This is a genomic window from Cupriavidus sp. MP-37 (assembly GCF_020618415.1).
Classification (GTDB): domain Bacteria; phylum Pseudomonadota; class Gammaproteobacteria; order Burkholderiales; family Burkholderiaceae; genus Cupriavidus.
In genome coordinates this window covers 2,469,858-2,487,198 of record NZ_CP085345.1, presented here as the reverse complement: position 1 = coordinate 2,487,198, position 17,341 = coordinate 2,469,858, and the positions used below count along the sequence as shown (strand labels likewise).

Annotated in this window: 15 protein-coding genes; 10 read left to right on the top strand and 5 right to left on the bottom strand. The window is 68.6% G+C overall.

Annotated features, from left to right (window positions below; translation table 11 throughout):
• The first annotated feature begins 20 nt into the window (after positions 1 to 20).
• The 3 genes from LIN44_RS27505 (at position 21) to LIN44_RS27495 (ending at position 3,337) form a co-directional block, all read left to right on the top strand.
• Positions 21 to 794: a TerC family protein gene (locus LIN44_RS27505; RefSeq protein WP_227315383.1), complete on the top strand. Its 774-nt coding sequence runs from the start codon at positions 21 to 23 to the stop codon at positions 792 to 794.
• Positions 795 to 901: 107 nt separating this feature from the next.
• Complete coding sequence (locus LIN44_RS27500; RefSeq protein ID WP_227315382.1) at positions 902 to 2,515, top strand: glucan biosynthesis protein; 1,614 nt, start codon at positions 902 to 904, stop codon at positions 2,513 to 2,515.
• 129 nt (positions 2,516 to 2,644) lie between these two features.
• Positions 2,645 to 3,337 carry a GntR family transcriptional regulator gene (locus tag LIN44_RS27495; protein WP_227315381.1) on the top strand — a complete coding sequence of 231 codons (693 nt, stop codon included), beginning with the start codon at positions 2,645 to 2,647 and terminating at the stop codon, positions 3,335 to 3,337.
• Positions 3,338 to 3,361: 24 nt separating this feature from the next.
• Here LIN44_RS27495 and LIN44_RS27490 read toward each other — a convergent pair whose 3' ends face one another.
• The 4 genes from LIN44_RS27490 to LIN44_RS27475 all read right to left on the bottom strand — a co-directional run bounded on the left by LIN44_RS27490 (position 3,362) and on the right by LIN44_RS27475 (position 6,975).
• Positions 3,362 to 4,237 carry an EamA family transporter gene (locus tag LIN44_RS27490; protein ID WP_227315380.1) on the bottom strand — a complete coding sequence of 292 codons (876 nt, stop codon included), beginning with the start codon at positions 4,235 to 4,237 and terminating at the stop codon, positions 3,362 to 3,364.
• A 218-nt stretch (positions 4,238 to 4,455) separates the two neighbouring features.
• Positions 4,456 to 4,641 (bottom strand): hypothetical protein, encoded by a 186-nt coding sequence (locus tag LIN44_RS27485; protein ID WP_012356335.1) that lies wholly within the window; start codon positions 4,639 to 4,641, stop codon positions 4,456 to 4,458.
• A 229-nt stretch (positions 4,642 to 4,870) separates the two neighbouring features.
• Complete coding sequence (locus tag LIN44_RS27480) at positions 4,871 to 6,289, bottom strand: heavy metal sensor histidine kinase (protein WP_227315379.1); 1,419 nt, start codon at positions 6,287 to 6,289, stop codon at positions 4,871 to 4,873.
• Entirely contained in the window at positions 6,286 to 6,975 is a 690-nt protein-coding gene (locus LIN44_RS27475) for a heavy metal response regulator transcription factor (RefSeq protein ID WP_227315378.1), read from the bottom strand. The genes LIN44_RS27480 and LIN44_RS27475 overlap by 4 nt, the downstream gene beginning before the upstream one ends.
• 218 nt (positions 6,976 to 7,193) lie before the next feature.
• Here LIN44_RS27475 and LIN44_RS27470 point away from each other — a divergent pair, with 218 nt between their 5' ends.
• The 4 genes from LIN44_RS27470 (at position 7,194) to LIN44_RS27455 (ending at position 11,645) form a co-directional block, all read left to right on the top strand.
• Complete coding sequence (locus LIN44_RS27470; protein WP_227315377.1) at positions 7,194 to 7,532, top strand: hypothetical protein; 339 nt, start codon at positions 7,194 to 7,196, stop codon at positions 7,530 to 7,532.
• 78 nt (positions 7,533 to 7,610) lie between these two features.
• Positions 7,611 to 8,276: a 2Fe-2S iron-sulfur cluster-binding protein gene (locus tag LIN44_RS27465; protein WP_227315376.1), complete on the top strand. Its 666-nt coding sequence runs from the start codon at positions 7,611 to 7,613 to the stop codon at positions 8,274 to 8,276.
• Complete coding sequence (locus tag LIN44_RS27460; protein ID WP_227315375.1) at positions 8,273 to 9,283, top strand: xanthine dehydrogenase family protein subunit M; 1,011 nt, start codon at positions 8,273 to 8,275, stop codon at positions 9,281 to 9,283. The genes LIN44_RS27465 and LIN44_RS27460 overlap by 4 nt, the downstream gene beginning before the upstream one ends.
• Before the next feature lie 70 nt (positions 9,284 to 9,353).
• A complete protein-coding gene (locus LIN44_RS27455) occupies positions 9,354 to 11,645 on the top strand; it encodes a xanthine dehydrogenase family protein molybdopterin-binding subunit (RefSeq protein WP_227315374.1) in 2,292 nt (763 codons plus the stop codon).
• A gap of 24 nt (positions 11,646 to 11,669) precedes the next feature.
• Here the strand turns inward: LIN44_RS27455 and LIN44_RS27450 are convergent, their stop codons facing one another.
• Positions 11,670 to 12,836, bottom strand: coding sequence for an acyl-CoA dehydrogenase family protein (locus tag LIN44_RS27450; protein WP_227315373.1), 1,167 nt, complete (start codon positions 12,834 to 12,836; stop codon positions 11,670 to 11,672).
• 314 nt (positions 12,837 to 13,150) lie between these two features.
• Between LIN44_RS27450 and LIN44_RS27445 the strand changes: the two genes are divergently transcribed.
• From LIN44_RS27445 to LIN44_RS27435, 3 genes are all read left to right on the top strand, one after another.
• Positions 13,151 to 14,464, top strand: coding sequence for an acetyl-CoA hydrolase/transferase family protein (locus tag LIN44_RS27445; protein WP_227316443.1), 1,314 nt, complete (start codon positions 13,151 to 13,153; stop codon positions 14,462 to 14,464).
• Positions 14,465 to 14,513: 49 nt separating this feature from the next.
• Complete coding sequence (locus LIN44_RS27440) at positions 14,514 to 15,722, top strand: acetyl-CoA C-acetyltransferase (RefSeq protein WP_227315372.1); 1,209 nt, start codon at positions 14,514 to 14,516, stop codon at positions 15,720 to 15,722.
• Between the two features lie 78 nt (positions 15,723 to 15,800).
• Positions 15,801 to 17,333, top strand: coding sequence for a class I adenylate-forming enzyme family protein (locus tag LIN44_RS27435; RefSeq protein WP_227315371.1), 1,533 nt, complete (start codon positions 15,801 to 15,803; stop codon positions 17,331 to 17,333).
• The last annotated feature ends 8 nt before the right edge of the window (positions 17,334 to 17,341 follow it).

The following is a 17,341-nucleotide window of genomic DNA, read 5'->3' as shown; positions in this document are numbered from 1 at the left end:
CCAACCACATCGGAGCCTTCATGGAAGCGACGTTGGCATTGCTGCGCGATCCCGCCGCCTGGGCGGCACTGGCCACGCTGGTGGCCATGGAAATCGTGCTGGGGATCGACAACCTGATCTTCATCTCGATCCTGACCAACAAGCTGCCGCTGGAGATGCGGGAAAAAGCCCGCAAGATCGGCATCAGCCTGGCGCTGCTGCTGCGTCTTGGCCTGCTGGCAACCATCGCCTTCATCGTCACGCTGACCCAGCCGCTCTTCACCGTGCTCGGCCATGGCCTGTCATGGCGCGACCTGATCCTGATCGCCGGCGGCGGCTTCCTGGTGTGGAAGGCCACGCGGGAAATCCATCACCACGTCACCGCCGCCGAAGAAGGCGAGGAAGGCGGCACGGCCAAGGCGGTGCACAGCTTTGCCGCGGCCATCGGCCAGATCCTGGTGCTGGACCTGGTGTTTTCGATCGACAGCATCATCACTGCGGTCGGCATGACCGAGCACGTGCAGATCATGTTCGTGGCGGTCATCGCGGCAGTGATGGCGATGCTGTTCGCCGCGACGCCGCTGGCCAACTTCATCAACCGCAACCCCACCATCGTGATGCTGGCGCTGGCCTTCCTGATGATGATCGGCATGACGCTGATCGCCGAAGGCCTCGGCACGCACGTGCCCAAGGGTTATATCTATACGGCAATGGCGTTCTCGGCCGCGGTCGAGGGGCTGAACATGCTGGCGCGGCAACGGCGCCGGCAGCGCCGCGCCACGCGCGAGGCGCACGAGGTGCGCGAAGTGCCATGAGGCGCTGGCGCCGCACCCTGTAACAGAGGGTGTCCGAACTTTTCCGCGGCGCCGGCGTCTTTTACAGTTCTGCACAATCCCGGACAATAAAAGGACGCTTTCACCACATGATGAACCGCCGAACGCTGCTGGTCTCCGCCACCGCCTCTGCCGCACTTGCCGCACTCGGCATTACCCCATCGGTGCTGGCAGCCAGCCGGATCAAGCTGGGCGAGGCCCAGCCGTTCGGCTTCGACGCCCTGATCGACCGCGCCCGCGCCCTGGCCGGCAAGCCCTACGCGCCGCCGCCTGCGCCGCCCGCGGACGTACTGTCCCGCATCGACTACGATGCCCACGGCAAGATCCGCTTCCGCGCCGAGGACGCGCTCTTTGCCAACGGCCCGGGCCAGTTCCCGGTCACGTTCTTCCACCTCGGCACCTACTTCCGCACCCCGGTGCGCATGCATGTGATCGAGCGCGCCAGCGGCGGCACCGGCAAGGCCCGCGAAATCGTCTATGACGATGCCTACTTCGACATGCCCGCCGACAGCCCCGCGCACAAGCTGCCGCCCGGCAGCGGCTTTGCCGGTTTTCGCTTCCAGGAAAGCCGCCTGGGCAACCAGAAAACGCGCGACTGGCGCAAGAATGACTGGGTGGCGTTCCTGGGCGCCTCATATTTCCGCGCCATCGGCGAGCTGTACCAGTACGGCCTGTCCGCCCGCGGCATCGCCATCGACGTGGCCGAAGCCGGCAAGCAGGAAGAATTCCCCGCCTTCACCCACTTCTGGTTCGAAACCCCCGAGGGCAACAGCGACACCGTCACGGTCTACGCGCTGCTGGATGGACCAAGCATCTCCGGCGCCTACCGCTTTGTCATGCAGCGCGCCAAGGCGGTGATCATGGACGTGGAATGCGTGCTGTTCCTGCGCAAGGATGTGGCGCGGCTGGGGCTGGCGCCGCTGACCTCGATGTACTGGTTCTCGGAAAGCATCAAGGGCACCGCGGTCGACTGGCGCCCCGAAGTGCACGACTCCGACGGCCTGGCGCTGTGGAACGGCGCCGGCGAGCATATCTGGCGCCCGCTCAACAATCCGCCGCAGACCACCGCGTCGGCCTTCTCCGACGACAACCCGAAGGGCTTCGGGCTGCTGCAGCGCGACCGCCTGTTCGACCACTACCAGGACGGCGTCAACTACGACCGCCGCCCGAGCCTGTGGGTGGAGCCGCGCGATGGCTGGGGCGCCGGCTCGGTGCAGCTGGTAGAGCTGCGCACCGACGACGAGATCCATGACAACATCGTCGCCATGTGGGTGCCCAAGGCGCCGGCCAAGGCTGGCAACACCTACCGCCTGCGCTACCGGCTGCACTGGGCGGCCGACGAGCCCTACCCGTCGCCGCTGGCGCGCTGCGTGGCGACGCGCCTGGGCAACGGCGGGCAGCCGGGCCAGCCGCGGCCCAAGGGCGTGCGCAAGTTCATGGTCGAGTTCAAGGGCGCGCCGCTGGAGAAACTGCCCTTCGGCGTCAAGCCCGAAGCGGTGCTAACGGCCTCGCGCGGCACCTTTTCCTATGTCTTCACCGAAGCCGTGCCCAACGGCGTGGCCGGACACTGGCGCGCCCAGTTCGACCTGACCACCGAGGGTAGCCAGCCGGTCGACCTGCGCCTGTTCCTGCGCCTGAATGGCAAGCCGCTGTCGGAAACCTGGCTGTACCAGTACCACCCGTTCCAGTCGCCGGCGGGCTGAAGGCCCCGCGCCGCGCGGGCTGGCGCCGGGCCAGCCCCTTTACACCTTATTGCGACACCGTGATGTCAGCCGTGCGCGAGCGGGTATGATGGCTGGCTACGACAGTTCCACTGCATCCGCCAGCCTCACATGATTTCTCAAGAGTTCGCCGGCGCCGCCGAGAGCGGCCAGGCTGCATCGCTCCCGCGCTCGGAGCGCGCCTACCAGCAGCTGCGCGCCGCCATCCAGGCCGGCCAGCTTTCCCCCGGCACCCGGCTGCGCGAGGTGGAACTGGCCGAATCGCTGGGACTGTCGCGCACGCCGGTGCGTGAAGCGCTGTCCCGGCTGGAATCCGAAGGCCTGGTCGTCAACGAGCCTAACCGCGGCATGATGGTCACGCAGCTCGACGCCAGCATGGTCAGCGAGCTGTACGTGATGCGCGAAGTGCTGGAAGGCACCGCCGCCGCGCTGGCCGCGCGCCACGCCACCGACGTCGAGATCTCGCTGCTGCGCGATATCGTCGAGCGCGACCTCGCCATCGCCGACGACCCCGACCGGCTCGCGTTGAACAACCGGCTGTTCCATGAAACCCTGCACCGCTGCGCCCACAACCGCTACCTGCTGAAGACGCTGCGCTCGCTGCACGAGTCCATGGCGCTGCTCGGGCGCACCACGCTGGCGGTGCCGGGGCGCGCGCGCAGCTCCTACGAAGAGCACATCTCGCTGGTGGAGGCGCTGGAACAGCGCGATCCCACGCTGGCCGAGCAGATCGCGCGCCGGCATATCCAGCAGGCCTACAAGGTGCGGCTGTCGCTCTGGATCCAGGAGCAATCGGGTACCTGAGCCGCTCGCAGCGGCGCGGCGTGATCAGACCGCCTGGGTCCGCGCCGAGCGCAGCGTGCCCACGCTCAGCACCACCAGCGCCGCCAGGATCAGCACCACCGCGCCCAGCGTCTGCGGCGCGATCTGCTCGCCGCCCAGCCATGCGCCCATCGCCAGCGCCACCGGCGGGTTCACATAGACATAGCTCGCCGCCAGGGTCTGGCTGACCGTCGAGACCAGGTGCATGTAAGCGGAGAACGCCACCAGCGACCCCGCCACCACCAGGTAGACCCAGGCCCAGCCGGCCTGCGCGCTGACGGCAGACGGCCACGGTTCCTGCCGCAGCAGCGACAGCGCCATCAGCACCGCGCCGCCGATCACCATCTCCGCGGCAAACGCCGCCGCCCCCGGCGGCAGCTCCAGCCGGCGCGCCAGCTGCGAGCCGAAGGACCAGCTCGCCACCGCCAGCAACAGCGCCACCACGCCGCCGGTGCTGACCTGGAATTCAGCGCCCGCGGTCAGCACCAGGATGCCGGCGCTGCCGATGGCGATCGCCACATACTCGAACCACTTCGGCCGGTTGCCGAAACAGGCGCCCCAGATCAGCGCGAAGATCGGCATCGACCCGATCATCACCGTGGTCGCGCCCGACGAAATCGTCTGCTCGGCAATGGCAGTGAGGCCCATGCCGCCCACCAGCAGAAACAACGCCGGCACCGCGCAATGGCGCAACTGCCGCGCCGACGGCATCGGCGTGCCACGCCATGCCAGCCACGCGGCCAGCAACAGGCCCGCGCACAGGAAGCGCGTGCCCATCATGAACAGCGGCGGAAAGCTCTCCAGCGTAAAGCGGATCGCCAGGTAGGTCGTGCCCCAGACCACATAGGTGATCAGCAGGCACAGCAGGACAAGCGCAGACATGGGGCGGACGGGGTTCGGCAAAGGCATCCAAGATAGCCGTGTCCGCCGCCGTGGCAAAACGAAAAGCGCTGGCAAGCTTTGTGAAAGTTGCTCACAAAGCACTCAAAGCGCCGCGGACAAAACAAAACCGGCCGCGTTCACCCGGGCGGGCGCACGTATGGCCGGTTCTTCAACGCAGCCCGCAAGGGCCGCAACTACCGTACTGCTGGTGCCAGCGATCAGCCGTTGGCGTAGACCACCTTGGCCTTGCGGGCCTGGCTTTGCAGGCGCTCGATCACCGACTGCACGGCGGCGATAGCGCGCTTGACATCGTGGGCGAAGCCCAGGCTTTGGGTACCGAGCTCGCGCTCGATGAGTTGGCGTTCCAGTTGATCGGTCAGCTTGATATCGGATTGGGTGTTCATGGCGTCCTTCCTTTCGGGATTACCCTTATGGGGTTTTCCCTGATTGTAGCAGAGGAATTGTCGCATTGCAGCATTAGGTGAAAGTACGTATGCGGGGACGTCACAATTCCCTGGATCGCAGAGCTGGTAGAGGTTGAGGACGGCACCCATAGGCGTTGAGCGCACGAAAAGGCACAAAGGCCCCCGAATCGGGTAGCGTGGACTAACGATGCTTCCCGAACCGCCGCAATCAAGCCACAGCCGGCCGCGGCAGCGGCCGCGCCGGCGCGGGGACCTCCGGCGCGAGATCGCTGACCGGCAGCGTCATGCCAATCCAGATCGTTTCCTGCCGCACCTGCGCGAACACGCTGCCGCCGTGCATGGTGGCAATGGCCTTGACGATGGCCAGGCCCAGCCCGTGGTTCAGCCGGCTGTCGCTGCGCGCGGCATCGGCGCGATAAAAGCGATCGAACAGACGGCCAGGCTGGATGGTGGAAAGGCGGTCGGACTCGTTGCGTATCGAGATGGTCAGCGTCCCCTCGGCCCGTTCGATAGCAACTGCCACCGGCCGTCCGGGCCGGCCATGCTGGAGCGCGTTGCTCATCAGATTGGTCAGCGCGCGCTGCAGCAGCGACACATTGACGCGTACCCTCGCGTCGCCGCTGACGAGCAGCGTGGAGCCGGCTTCCTCGAACAGCAGGTCGAGGAAGTCCGCGCTGCGCCGCACCTCTTGCGCCACGGACACTTCCACCAGGTCGCGCGCCAGCGCGCCGCGGTCGGACTGCGCCAGGAACAGCATGTCGATGACGATGTGGCTCAGGCGCTCCAGGTCTTCCAGATTGGACTGCAGGATCTCTTCCAGCTCCGCGACGCTACGCGGACGTGACAGCGCCACCTGGGTCTGGCCGATGACATTGCCGAGCGGTGTGCGCAGTTCATGCGCCACGTCCGCATTGAAGGCGGACAGTTGCTGGTAGGCGTGCTCGAGCTTGTCGAGCGCACCGTTGAAGGCCTGCACCAGCCCACACAGTTCGCCGGGCAGGTCGGCATCGGGCAGGCGCTCGAGCTGCTTGGGATCGAGCGCGCTGGCGTGGTGCGACAGCCGTTCGATCGGCGCCAGGCCGGCCTTGGCGATGCGCCAGCCGAGCAGGCTCACGGCGATCACGCCGAGCACCGACGACACCACCAGCGAGATCCCCAGCGTGCGGCTGGTTTCGAAAAACGCCGCCTGGTCCACCGCCACCGCCAGCACCACCTCGGGGCGCTCTTCCAGCGCGGGGATGCGGCGTTTGAGCACCAGGAAGCGGTTGTCGTCGAATTCCACCTCCCACACATCCGGCGCGCGCGGCGTGGCCTCGGCGCCGCGCGGGAACGGTTCGCCGTAGCGGAAGCGCGGATCGGCGCTTTCCACGACATAGCGCACGCTATGGTCGGCCGGCGTCAGCGTGCGCAGCATCGCGCCAAAGCGCTCCCACTGCTGTTCGGTGCCCATGCCCGCGGCCTTGGAGCCGGCCAGGTCGAAGCGGGCACGGATTTCGCCAAGCTGGCGCTTTTCCAGCTCCAGGCACTGCACGTGGTAGAGCACCAGGCCGGTCACGGTGAAGACCAGCGCCGCGGCCAGGCCGAACATCGCCGCCAGCCGCACCGCGATCGAACGTTTGCGGGTCATGCCAGCAGGCCGTCGCGCAATTCCATTACGTAGCCCATGCCGCGGATGGTATGCAGCAGCTTGGGCTCGCCGGGCCAGTCAAGCTTGGCGCGCAAGCGCTTGACGGCCACCTCTACCACGTTGGTGTTGCAATCGAAGCTGATGTCCCAGACCAGTTCGGTGATCGCGGTCTTGGAGACGATCTGCCCTTGCCGCCGCGCCAGCACCGACAGCAGCGTGAATTCGCGCGCGCTCAGGTCGAGACGGCGCGTGCCGCGCGTGGCACGGCGCGACAGCAGGTCGATGCGCAGGTCGCCCACGGTCAGCTGCGCCGGCTCGGTCTGGCGGCCGCGCCGCGTCAGCACGTTGAGCCGTGCGAGCAATTCCAGGAAGGAAAAAGGCTTGGACAGGTAGTCGTCGGCGCCGGCGTCAAAGGCATTGAGGCGGTCGTCCAGGTCATCGCGCGCAGTCAGCATCAGCACCGGCGTCAGTTGCTCGCGGCGCAGCGACTTCAGCAGCGAGACACCATCCATCATCGGCAGCATGACATCCAGCACGATGGCGTCGTAGGGCTCGGAACAGGCACGGGCCAGGTGCAGGCCGTCCACGCCGTTGGTCGCCGTGTCGACCACATAGCCGTTCTCGGACAGGCCGCGGCGCAGGTAATCGACTGTCTTGATTTCGTCTTCGACCAGCAGGAGTTTCATGGGTCCAGTCCTCTGAATCTAAGCAATATAGGGGAAGTCTGCGAATCGAACCTGTCAATCCTGTCAGTTGGGACCTGGCTGCACCAGGCTAGTGCGGGCCCGCGGCGCATGGGTGCCTGTCGCAATTGTCAGCAACGCGTCAGGGTGGCGTCGGCAGCGCTCCATAGACTGTAGGTGCCTGGCCGGGCTGACCTTCCCTCGCAAACAGGAGTCCTTCCATGATCCCGAACCAGAGAACCGACCTCAGAGGCCGCCATACCGTGCGCGGCACGCGTGCGCGCCGGACGCGCCTGCTGTGGCTGCGCGGCGGCACGGCCCGGCGCGCGCTGCTGCATGCCCTGATCCCGACCATGCTGATGATGGCCTGCGCCAGCCTCTCGTTGTCGGCCAGGGCGGCGCCGCGGCCGGTTGACCCGTACACCGACAGCGCCGCGAACACGGCAACCGCCAAGGGCCGTTTCGATGTGTATAGCGATGGCGCGCGCGTGCAGGGTCCGCGCGACGCGTTCACCGACGGCGCGCACAGCCAGCCCCGGCCCGCCGACGCCAACGGCTGAACACGCGCGGGCTCAGCACGGGTTCGTTATTTGACGGAGGCCTGGTCTTCGACCATCGCCACTTATCAGGAGCAGACCATGGATCAGGCAGACCATCCGCAAAACCCGGGGCGCCGCGCTGTGCTGCGGGCCGGTGCGGCAAGCGGCGTGTTCTTCGCAGTCGGCGCCGCGCCCGCGCATGGGGCGTCGGGCGCGCCGGCCCAAGGCACGCACGGCTCCGCCGTGCCGGTCCGGCCGCTGGCGCTGCGCATCAACGGCACGGAACACAGGGTCGAGCTGGACGTGCGCACCACCCTGCTGGACGCACTGCGCAACCAGCTGGCCATGACCGGCACCAAGAAAGGCTGTGACCACGGCCAGTGCGGCGCCTGCACGGTGCTGGTGAACGGCCGCCGTATCAATGCGTGCCTGACGCTGGCGGTCATGCATGAAGGCGACGAGATCACCACCATCGAAGGCCTGGCCGACGGCAATGCACTGCATCCGGTGCAATCCGCCTTCATCGCGCGCGATGCGTTCCAGTGCGGCTACTGTACGCCCGGGCAAATCTGCTCGGCCGTGGGCATGCTGGCCGAGGTTCGCGCCGGCTGGCCCAGCCATGCGAGCGGGGATGTGGCTGCGCGCGAGTTTGCGCTCGACGAGGCCGAGATACGCGAGCGCATGAGCGGCAACCTGTGCCGTTGCGCAGCCTATCCGAATATCGTCGCCGCGATCCGCGATGCCGCGCAGGGAGGCCGTTCATGACCCCCTTCACCTATGAACGCGCGGAAGATCCGGCGCAAGCGGTGCAGGCCGTGGCGTCCCGGCCCGGCGCGCGCTTTGTCGGCGGCGGCACCAACCTGCTCGACCTGATGAAGCTGCATATCGAGCAGCCGCGCCATCTGGTCGACCTCAGCCGCCTGCCGCTGGCCGGCATCGACGAGACGCCGGAAGGCGGCCTGCGCATCGGCGCACAGGTGCGCAACAGCGACCTGGCAGCCGATCCGCGTGTGCGGGCACGCTATCCGCTGCTGTCCCAAGCTCTGCTCGCCGGCGCGTCCGGGCAGATCCGCAACAAGGCCTCGACCGCGGGCAACCTGCTGCAGCGTACGCGCTGCGCCTATTTCTACGACCCGCACATGCCCTGCAACAAGCGCACGCCCGGCAGCGGTTGCGCGGCGATGCAGGGCCACAACCGCATGAATGCCATCCTCGGCGCCAGCGAGGCCTGCATCGCCGTGCACCCGTCGGACATGGCGGTGGCAATGGTGGCACTGGATGCGCAGGTGCACACCGTTTTGCCGCGCGGCGGCGGACGCGTCATTGCGTTGCGCGAGTTGCACCGCCTGCCGGGCGCGACGCCGCATATCGAAACCCAGCTCGAGCATGGCGAGATGATCGCGGCGGTCACGCTGCCGCCACCGCCGCCCGGCCGCCAGCTCTACCGCAAGGTGCGCGACCGCGCTTCGTATGCGTTTGCGCTGGTGTCGGTGGCGCTGGTGCTGGACCTGAGAGATGGCCGCGTGCAGGCGGCGCGTATCGCGCTGGGCGGCGTGGCGCCGCGCCCCTGGCGCGCGGACGCCGCCGAGCACGTGCTGGCCGGCAAACCCGCGGCAGCGCCAAGCTGGCGCGCGGCCGCGGATGCGGCACTGGCGGGCGCGCGCGGCCATGGCGGCAACGATTTCAAGATTCCGCTGGCGGCGCAGACCTTGCGGCAGACCTTGACCGCCGCCGCGATGGCCGCACCGATGGTGGCGCCCAGGCGGGCATGACGCAGGCAGGTAATCCGATGCGCAGGCAGCCAGCGGGCTGCCACGCCGGCAACAGAGACGGATAGCGAAGATGACAACGAATACGCAAGGCAATGCAGGCAGGGGGCCGGGCGCTCCGGTAGGTCTGCCTGTCGACCGGGTCGATGGCAGGCTGAAGGTGACGGGCCGTGCCACCTATGCCTATGAGCAGCGGGTGTCCGGCGGCGCGCCGCCGGCCTACGGCTACATCGTCGGCGCATCGATCGCGCGCGGCCGCATTCTTTCGATCGATACCCGGCAGGCGCGCCGGGCGCCGGGGGTGCTGCATGTGATGACGCATCTCAACGCGCCGGCGCAGCCGCCGTTCGGGCCATCGGTGCCGCCCACGCCGCGCGACGTGTTCACGCGCGCCCGGCCCTGCCTGGCCTCGGACCAGGTGCGCTATTACGACGAGCCGGTGGCGCTGGTCGTGGCCGAGACCTTCGAAGCGGCGCGCGCGGCGGCCGCGCTGGTGCAGGTGCGCTACCAGGCCGCGAACGGTGAATTCGAGCTGGCGCCCAGGCTGGCCGAAGCCTACAAGCCGCCGCGCACCAACGCGGGTTTCGCGCCCGACAGCGCGACCGGAGACTTCGACAGCGCGTTTTCCCAGGCCGGGGTTGCGCTCGACGTGACATACGCCACGCCGTACCAGAGCCACAACCCGATGGAGCCGCACGCCACCATGGCGGTATGGTCAGATGCGGGACTGACGGTCTATACCGCGACGCAGACCCTCGGCAATTTCCAGGCGGGCCTGGCTGCCACGCTGCGTATCCCGCCGGAACGCGTGCGCATCGTCAGCCCGTTCACCGGCGGCGGCTTCGGTGCCAAGCTGATCATCCATGCCGACGCCGTGCTGGCCGCGCTGGCCGCGCGCGAATTGCGGCGGCCCGTGAAGATCGCCCTGACGCGCCAGCAAATGTACGCCAATGCCGGTCACCGCGCGGCCATGTCGCACCGCATACGGCTGGGCGCAGACCGCGACGGCCGGCTCTCGGCACTGGCTTATGACGTCTGGTCGGCCACCTGCCGCTTCGAGGAATACTGCGAGCAGACCGCGGTGTTTGCCCGCGCGTTGTACGCCGCGCCGCACCGCTCGACGCGCCACCGGCTGGTGCCGGTGGACCTGAATCGCGGCGAATGGATGCGCTCGCCGGGCGAGGCGCCAGGCATGCTGGCGTTCGAGTGCGCCATGGACGAACTGGCCGAACGCCTGCGGCTCGACCCCATCGAACTGCGCGTGCGCAACGAGCCCCGCCGCGAGCCCGAGACCGGCCTGCCCTATTCGACCCGCAACCTGGTGGACTGCATGCGCACGGGCGCCGCGCGCTTCGGCTGGCAGCGCCGGCGGGCGGCGCCGCGCAGCGTGCGCGAGGGGCGCTGGCTGGTGGGCATGGGCATGGCCGCGGCGATACGGCCGAACTACCTTGGCGCCGCGTCGGCACTGGTGGCCATGGACATTCGCGGACGCGTCACCGTGCGCCTGGACATGACCGACATCGGCACCGGCACCTACACCATCCTGGCGCAGATCGCGGCCGAAAGCCTGGGCGTGCCGCTGGACTGGGTGCGCGTCGAACTGGGGGACAGCCGCTTTCCCCGCACGGCGGGGTCTGGCGGGTCCTGGGGCGCGGCAAGCTCCGGTTCCGCGGTCGCCGATGCCTGCGCGCAGCTCAAGCGCCAGATTGTATCGGCCGCGCGCGGACGGGACGGTGTGGCGCCGGCCGATGGCGCCGCCACGGAGGCGCGCTTCGCCAATGGAGCCATCACCGTGAACGGGCGCATGCAGCGCCTGGACGACCTGCTGCCGCGTGCCGCGCCCGGCGGGCTGCACGCCGAAGGCCGGGTGGCAGGCATGGACGAGGCGTACAAGGCGTACTCGCAGCATGCCTATGGCGCGCATTTCGCCGAAGTGGCCGTCGATGCCGATACCGGTGAAGTGCGCATGCGGCGCATGCTCGCCGTCATCGGGGCCGGCCGCATCCTGAATCCCAAGACGGCGCGCTCGCAGATCCTGGGCGGCATGACGTGGGGCATCGGCGCGGCGCTGATGGAGCAGACCCTGCTGGATCGGCGCTACGGCAATTTCATCAACCACGATCTTGCCGAATATCACGTGCCGGTCAACGCCGATGTGGCGCAGATGGACGTGCTGTTCCTGGAGGAACCTGACTTCAATGCCAACCCGCTGGGCGTCAAGGGGCTGGGGGAGCTGGGCGTGTGCGGCGCGGGCGCAGCGGTGGCCAATGCGGTGTACAACGCCACCGGGGTGCGGGTGCGCGAGTTCCCGGTGACGCTGGACAAGCTGCTCACCGGGCTGCAGGCTGCGGAACAGGGTGCCTAGCGTCAGGGATGCCAGGCGTCCCGCTCAGAACGAACGCGGCAGGCCCAGCACGTGTTCCGCGACGAACGAGTAGATCAGGTTGGTCGAGATCGGCGCCACCTGGTACAGGCGCGTCTCGCGGAACTTGCGCTCGACATCGTATTCGCAGGCAAAGCCGAAGCCGCCGTGGAACTGCAGGCAGGCGTTGCCGGCCTCCCAGCTGGCCTTGGCCGCCAGGTACTTGGCCATGTTGGCCTGCGCGCCCATGGACTCGTGCTTGTCGAACAGCTCGCAGGCCTTCCAGCGCATCAGGTTGGCCGCCTCGAGCTCGATGAAGGACTCGGCGATGGGGAACTGCACGCCCTGGTTCTGGCCGATGGGGCGGCCGAAGACTTCGCGCTCCTTCACGTACTTCGTGACCCGGTCCATGAACCAGTAGCCGTCGCCGATGCACTCGGCGGCGATCAGCGTGCGCTCGGCATTGAGGCCGTCGAGGATGTACTTGAAGCCCTTGCCCTCTTCGCCGATCAGGTTCTCCTCGGGGATTTCCAGGTCCTCGAAGAACAGCTCGTTGGTCTCGTGGTTGACCATGTTGGGGATGGGGCGCACGGTCAGGCCCTGCTTCTGCGCCTGGTGCAGGTCGACCATGAAGATCGACATGCCCTCGCTCTTCTTCTTCACCTCGGCCAGCGGCGTGGTGCGCGCCAGCAGGATCATGAAGTCGCTGTGCTGCACGCGGCTGATCCACACCTTCTGGCCGTTGACGACGTAGCGGCCGTCCTTCTTCACCGCCGAAGTCTTGATCTTGGTGGTATCGGTGCCGGTGGTGGGCTCGGTCACGCCCATCGACTGCAGGCGCCATTCGCCCGAGGCGATCTTGGGCAGGTACTTTTCCTTCTGCGCCTTGGAACCGTGCCGCAGCAGCGTGCCCATGTTGTACATCTGGCCGTGGCAGGCGCCGGAATTGCCGCCGCAACGATTGATCTCCTCCATGATGACCGAGGCTTCGGTCAGGCCCAGGCCGGAGCCGCCGTATTCCTGCGGAATCAGCGCCGCGAGCCAGCCCGCGGCGGTCAGCGCATTGACGAAGGCCTCGGGATAGGCGCGCTGTTCATCGACCTTGCGGAAGTACTCGTCGGGGAACTCCGCGCACAGCGCACGGATGGCATCGCGGATTTCGTGGAAATTGTTCGATAGGGTCTGTTCGATCATGGCGCTGCCTTGCGGTCGGTCTGTGTCTGTGGCGATCGGCTTGTGGGATCGGTTTCCGGGATCGGTCTCTGGCGATCAGAATGTGGCGGCCGCGGCGGATGGCCCGACGCCGCGCGATAGCCGCAATGGTCGCGGCGTTCGGCCGGCGCGACAATCAGCCTTTCCGAAAGCGCGCCTTCCACGCGGCTTAAGCCCGGGCAGGCGCTGCGCCCGCGCCCTTTTCGCAATCGCCAAAGCCGGCCATTGGCATTGTCGAATAGCGCAAACGCGGCTTTGGCGACATGCTCTGGGCTACGCAACGTTTCCCCGTGGACATGCACGACCTGGCCTCCCGACTGCAAACCCTGATCCGCCCCGGCGACCACCTCTGGTGGGGACAGGCCACCGCCGAGCCGCTGACGCTGACGCGCGCGCTGGTGGCACACCGCCATGCCATCGCGCGCGGCGGGCGCTTCAGCGTCTTCGTCGGCATCGGCCAGTCGGACACGCTGCAGCCGGAACAGGCCGACGTCATCGATTTCTTCGGCTACGCCGCCAGCGGGCCGCACCGCCGGCTGGCCAGTGCCGGCGTGCTGGACATCGTGCCGAGCCATTATTCGCACCTGCCGGGGCTGATCCGGCAGGGCACGCTGCGTGCGGACGTGGTGCTGGTGCAGGTCTCGCCGGCCGACGAACACGGGCGCTACAGCCTTGGGCTGGTGCACGAATACCTGCCCGCCGCGCTCGACCGGGCCCGCGTGATCATTGCCGAAGTGAACCCCGAGGTGCCGTGGACCCACGGCAGCCGTTATCTCACTGCGGACGAGATCGATCTGCAGGTCGAGGCGCTGCACCCGCCCATCAGCCTGGAGCGCAGCGCTCCGGGAGCGGCCGAACAGGCCATCGCCCGCCATATCGCCGGCTGGGTCGAAGACGGCGCGACCCTGCAGATGGGCATCGGCAACCTGCCCGAGGCCGTAGTGGCCGCGCTGCATGACCGCCGCGACCTGGGCCTGCACAGCGGTGCGGTCGGTGACGGCATTGCCGCGCTGGCCGAGGCCGGTGTGCTGACCAACGCACGCAAGCGCATCGATACCGGCATCGGCATCGGCGGCATCCTGATGGGCAGCGAGCGGCTGCGGTGCTGGGCCCATCGCAATCCGCAGCTGCAGTTGCGCGAGACCGCCTATACCCACCACCCCGAAGTGCTCGCCAGCATCGACCGGCTGACCGCCATCAATTCCGCCATCGAGGTCGACCTGACCGGCCAGGTCAATGCCGAGGTGGCCGCCGGCGTCTATGTCGGCGCCGTCGGCGGCGCGGTCGACTTCCTGCGCGGCGCCGCGCGCAGCCGCGGCGGCCTGCCGATCGTGGCGCTGCCAGCCACCGCCAAGGGTGCGAGCCGCATCGTCGCGCAATTGTCCGGCCCGGTCAGCACGCCGCGCGCCGATGCCGGTCTGATCGTCACCGAGCATGGCGTGGCCGACCTGCGCGGCCAGACCCTGTCGCAGCGCGTGCGCCGCATGCTGGACCTCGCCGCCCCCGAACACCGCGCGGACCTGGAACGCCAGGCCCACGCGCTGCTGCGCCAGTGCGGCGCGGCCTTCGTCGCAATTTCCGCCCCTGCCGCCCTTTCCGGGCAGGCGTAGAACGACTAACTTGATGGTTCACCCGATACCAGATTCCCAGGAGACTTCCATGCGCAGAGCTGCAATCGTCACCCCCCTTCGCACCCCCGTCGGCACCTTCGGCGGCAGCCTGCGTCCGGTTCCGGTCGAGGAACTGGCCGCGACCGCCGTGCGCGCGGTGGTCGAGCGCAGCGGCATCGATCCCGCCCGCATCGACGACGTCGTCTTCGCCCAGTCCTACGCCAACAGCGAAGTGCCGTGCGTGGGGCGCTGGGCCGCGCTGCAGGCGGGCCTGCCGGTGGAAGTGCCGGGCATGCAGCTGGATCGACGCTGCGGCGGCGGCCTGCAGGCCATCGTCACCGCGTCGATGATGGTGCAGAGCGGCGCCGCCGACGTGGTGATCGCGGGCGGCGTCGAAAGCATGAGCAATATCGAGTACTACACCACCGACATGCGCTGGGGCGCGCGCTCCGGCAACGTGCGCTTCTTCGACCGTCTCGACCGCGGCCGCGAGCGCTCGCAGCCGGTGGAGCGCTTCGGCAAGATCTCCGGCATGATCGAGACCGCCGAGAACCTGGCGCGCGATTACGGCATCAGCCGCGAGGATGCCGATGCCTTTGCCGTGCGCAGCCACCAGCGCGCCGCGGCGGCGTGGGAGGCCGGGCGCTTCGACGCCGAAATCGTCCCGGTGCAGGTGCCGCAGCGCAAGGGCGAGCCGGTGGCATTTACGCGCGATGAAGGCTTCCGCCCGCAGACCACGCTCGAAAGCCTGGCCAAGCTGCGCGTGCTGATGCCGAACGGCACCGTCACCGCGGGCAACGCGAGCCAGCAGAACGACGCGTCGGCCGCCTGCCTGATCGTGGCCGAGGACAAGCTCGCCGAACTCGGCCTGACCCCGATGGCCTCGCTGGTGGGGTGGGCCGCCGCCGGCTGCGAGCCCTCGCACATGGGCATCGGCCCGGTGCCGGCGGTGAAGAAGCTGCTGGCGCGCCTGAACCTGACGCTGGACCAGATGGACCTGGTCGAGCTGAACGAGGCCTTTGCCTGCCAGGTGCTGGCCGTGCTCAAGGGCTGGGGCTGGCAGGACCAGGACGCGATCGAGCAGAAGCTCAACGTCAACGGCTCCGGCATCTCGCTGGGCCATCCGATCGGCGCCACCGGCGTGCGCATCCTGGCCACGCTGCTGCACGAACTGCAGCGCCGCGGCGGCCGCTACGGCCTGGAAACCATGTGCATCGGCGGCGGCCAGGGCATTGCCGCGGTGTTCGAACGCTATTGATGCCGCAGCGGCGGCGTGCGGCCCGCTGCTTGCCGCACACGCGCCGCACGCTTTGCCCCGCACAACGACGCCTGAACCATGCCACCGGACCGAGTCCCCCTCACCCGCATCAGTGACATCCCGCGCCACTGGGCCGCGCACACGCCCGGCCATGTCGCCGTGTTCGAAGACGGCCGGACCACCACCTATGCGCAGTTGTGGGCCGCTATCGGGGAAGCGCAGCGCTACCTGCAGTCGCAGGACGTGGGCACCGGCGACCGGGTGCTGGTGGTGGCCGAGAACTGCCTGGCGGTGATCACGCTGGTGTTCGCCTTGTCTGAGCTGGGCGCATGGCCGGTGGTGGTCAATGCGCGCTTGTCCGAGCGCGAGATCGAGGTGATCCGCGCCCACTGCCGCCCGCGGCTGATGCTGTTCACCCACGCCGCGTCGCCGGATGCGCTGCGCCATGGCGTGCGCTATCGCGCCCGGGAAATTGCCCCGGCCGGGCTGGGTCCGCTGATGGCCGGCGCCGTCGACGAGACCGCCGCGCGCGAGCCCGAATCGCTGGCGCGCGACGTGGCCGCGCTGATCTATACGTCGGGCACCACCGCCCAGCCCAAGGGGGTGATGGTCACCCACCGCGGCCTGCTGCACTTTGCCGAGGTCACCGTGGCCTCGCGCCGCATGCAGCCGGACGACTGCGCCTACGCGGTGATGCCGATGTCGCACGTGTTCGGGCTGGGCACCCTGCTGATCTCGACCTTGCACGCCGGCGCCAGCCTGTACCTGTGCGCGCGCTTCAACGCGGCGGACCTGGCCGCGGCGATCCGCGATGGCGCCATCACGCTGCTGCAAGGCGTGCCGACCATGTTCAGCCGCATCCTGGCCCACGTGCGGGCAAGCGGCGCGCCCTTGCGGCCGTCGCCGCGCCTGCGCTATCTCTACACCGGCGGCGGCCCGCTCGACCCCACGCTCAAGCGCGATGTCGAAGCCGCATTCGGCCAGCCGCTGCACCATGGCTACGGCATGACCGAGTACGCGGGAACGATGTTCGTGACGCGCATGGACCGGCCGCGCACCGATTGCGCCGCGGGCGAAATCGTCGCGGGCGCGGACCTGCAGGTGGTCGGGCCCGACGGCCAGCCGGTGCCGCCGGGACAGCCCGGCGAGCTATGGATCCGCGGGCCGGGCGTGATGCGCGGCTACTACCGCGCGCCCGACCTGACCGCCGACGCGCTGCGCCCCGGCGGCTGGCTCAACACCGGCGATATCGGGCGGCTCGATGCCGACGGCGCCCTGTTTATCGTCGGCCGCACCAAGGACCTGATCATCCGCTCGGGCTTCACCGTCTATCCGATCGAAGTCGAATCGGTGCTCAACACGCATCCGTCGGTGCGCGTGTCGGCCGTGGTTGGCCGGCCCGCGGCGGATGGCAACGAGGAGGTGATCGCCTTCGTCGAAATCCGCGCAGGCGAACGCTTCGACGCGCCGGCGTTGCATGACTACCTGGTCGGGCGCCTGTCGCCCTACAAGCGGCCCGAGCGCATCGTGCGCGTGGCGGCGATGCCGACCACGGCCAGCGGCAAGCTGCTCAAGCACCAGTTGCGGCAAACGCTCGCGAGCCAGGCGTAGCGCGCAGT

Coding starts and splice junctions, on each gene's coding strand:
- LIN44_RS27505 (WP_227315383.1), top strand. CDS start 21: ATGGAAGCGACGTTGGCATTGCTGCGCGATCCCGCCGCCTGGGCGGCA.
- LIN44_RS27500 (WP_227315382.1), top strand. CDS start 902: ATGATGAACCGCCGAACGCTGCTGGTCTCCGCCACCGCCTCTGCCGCA.
- LIN44_RS27495 (WP_227315381.1), top strand. CDS start 2,645: ATGATTTCTCAAGAGTTCGCCGGCGCCGCCGAGAGCGGCCAGGCTGCA.
- LIN44_RS27490 (WP_227315380.1), bottom strand. CDS start 4,237: ATGTCTGCGCTTGTCCTGCTGTGCCTGCTGATCACCTATGTGGTCTGG.
- LIN44_RS27485 (WP_012356335.1), bottom strand. CDS start 4,641: ATGAACACCCAATCCGATATCAAGCTGACCGATCAACTGGAACGCCAA.
- LIN44_RS27480 (WP_227315379.1), bottom strand. CDS start 6,289: ATGACCCGCAAACGTTCGATCGCGGTGCGGCTGGCGGCGATGTTCGGC.
- LIN44_RS27475 (WP_227315378.1), bottom strand. CDS start 6,975: ATGAAACTCCTGCTGGTCGAAGACGAAATCAAGACAGTCGATTACCTG.
- LIN44_RS27470 (WP_227315377.1), top strand. CDS start 7,194: ATGATCCCGAACCAGAGAACCGACCTCAGAGGCCGCCATACCGTGCGC.
- LIN44_RS27465 (WP_227315376.1), top strand. CDS start 7,611: ATGGATCAGGCAGACCATCCGCAAAACCCGGGGCGCCGCGCTGTGCTG.
- LIN44_RS27460 (WP_227315375.1), top strand. CDS start 8,273: ATGACCCCCTTCACCTATGAACGCGCGGAAGATCCGGCGCAAGCGGTG.
- LIN44_RS27455 (WP_227315374.1), top strand. CDS start 9,354: ATGACAACGAATACGCAAGGCAATGCAGGCAGGGGGCCGGGCGCTCCG.
- LIN44_RS27450 (WP_227315373.1), bottom strand. CDS start 12,836: ATGATCGAACAGACCCTATCGAACAATTTCCACGAAATCCGCGATGCC.
- LIN44_RS27445 (WP_227316443.1), top strand. CDS start 13,151: ATGCACGACCTGGCCTCCCGACTGCAAACCCTGATCCGCCCCGGCGAC.
- LIN44_RS27440 (WP_227315372.1), top strand. CDS start 14,514: ATGCGCAGAGCTGCAATCGTCACCCCCCTTCGCACCCCCGTCGGCACC.
- LIN44_RS27435 (WP_227315371.1), top strand. CDS start 15,801: ATGCCACCGGACCGAGTCCCCCTCACCCGCATCAGTGACATCCCGCGC.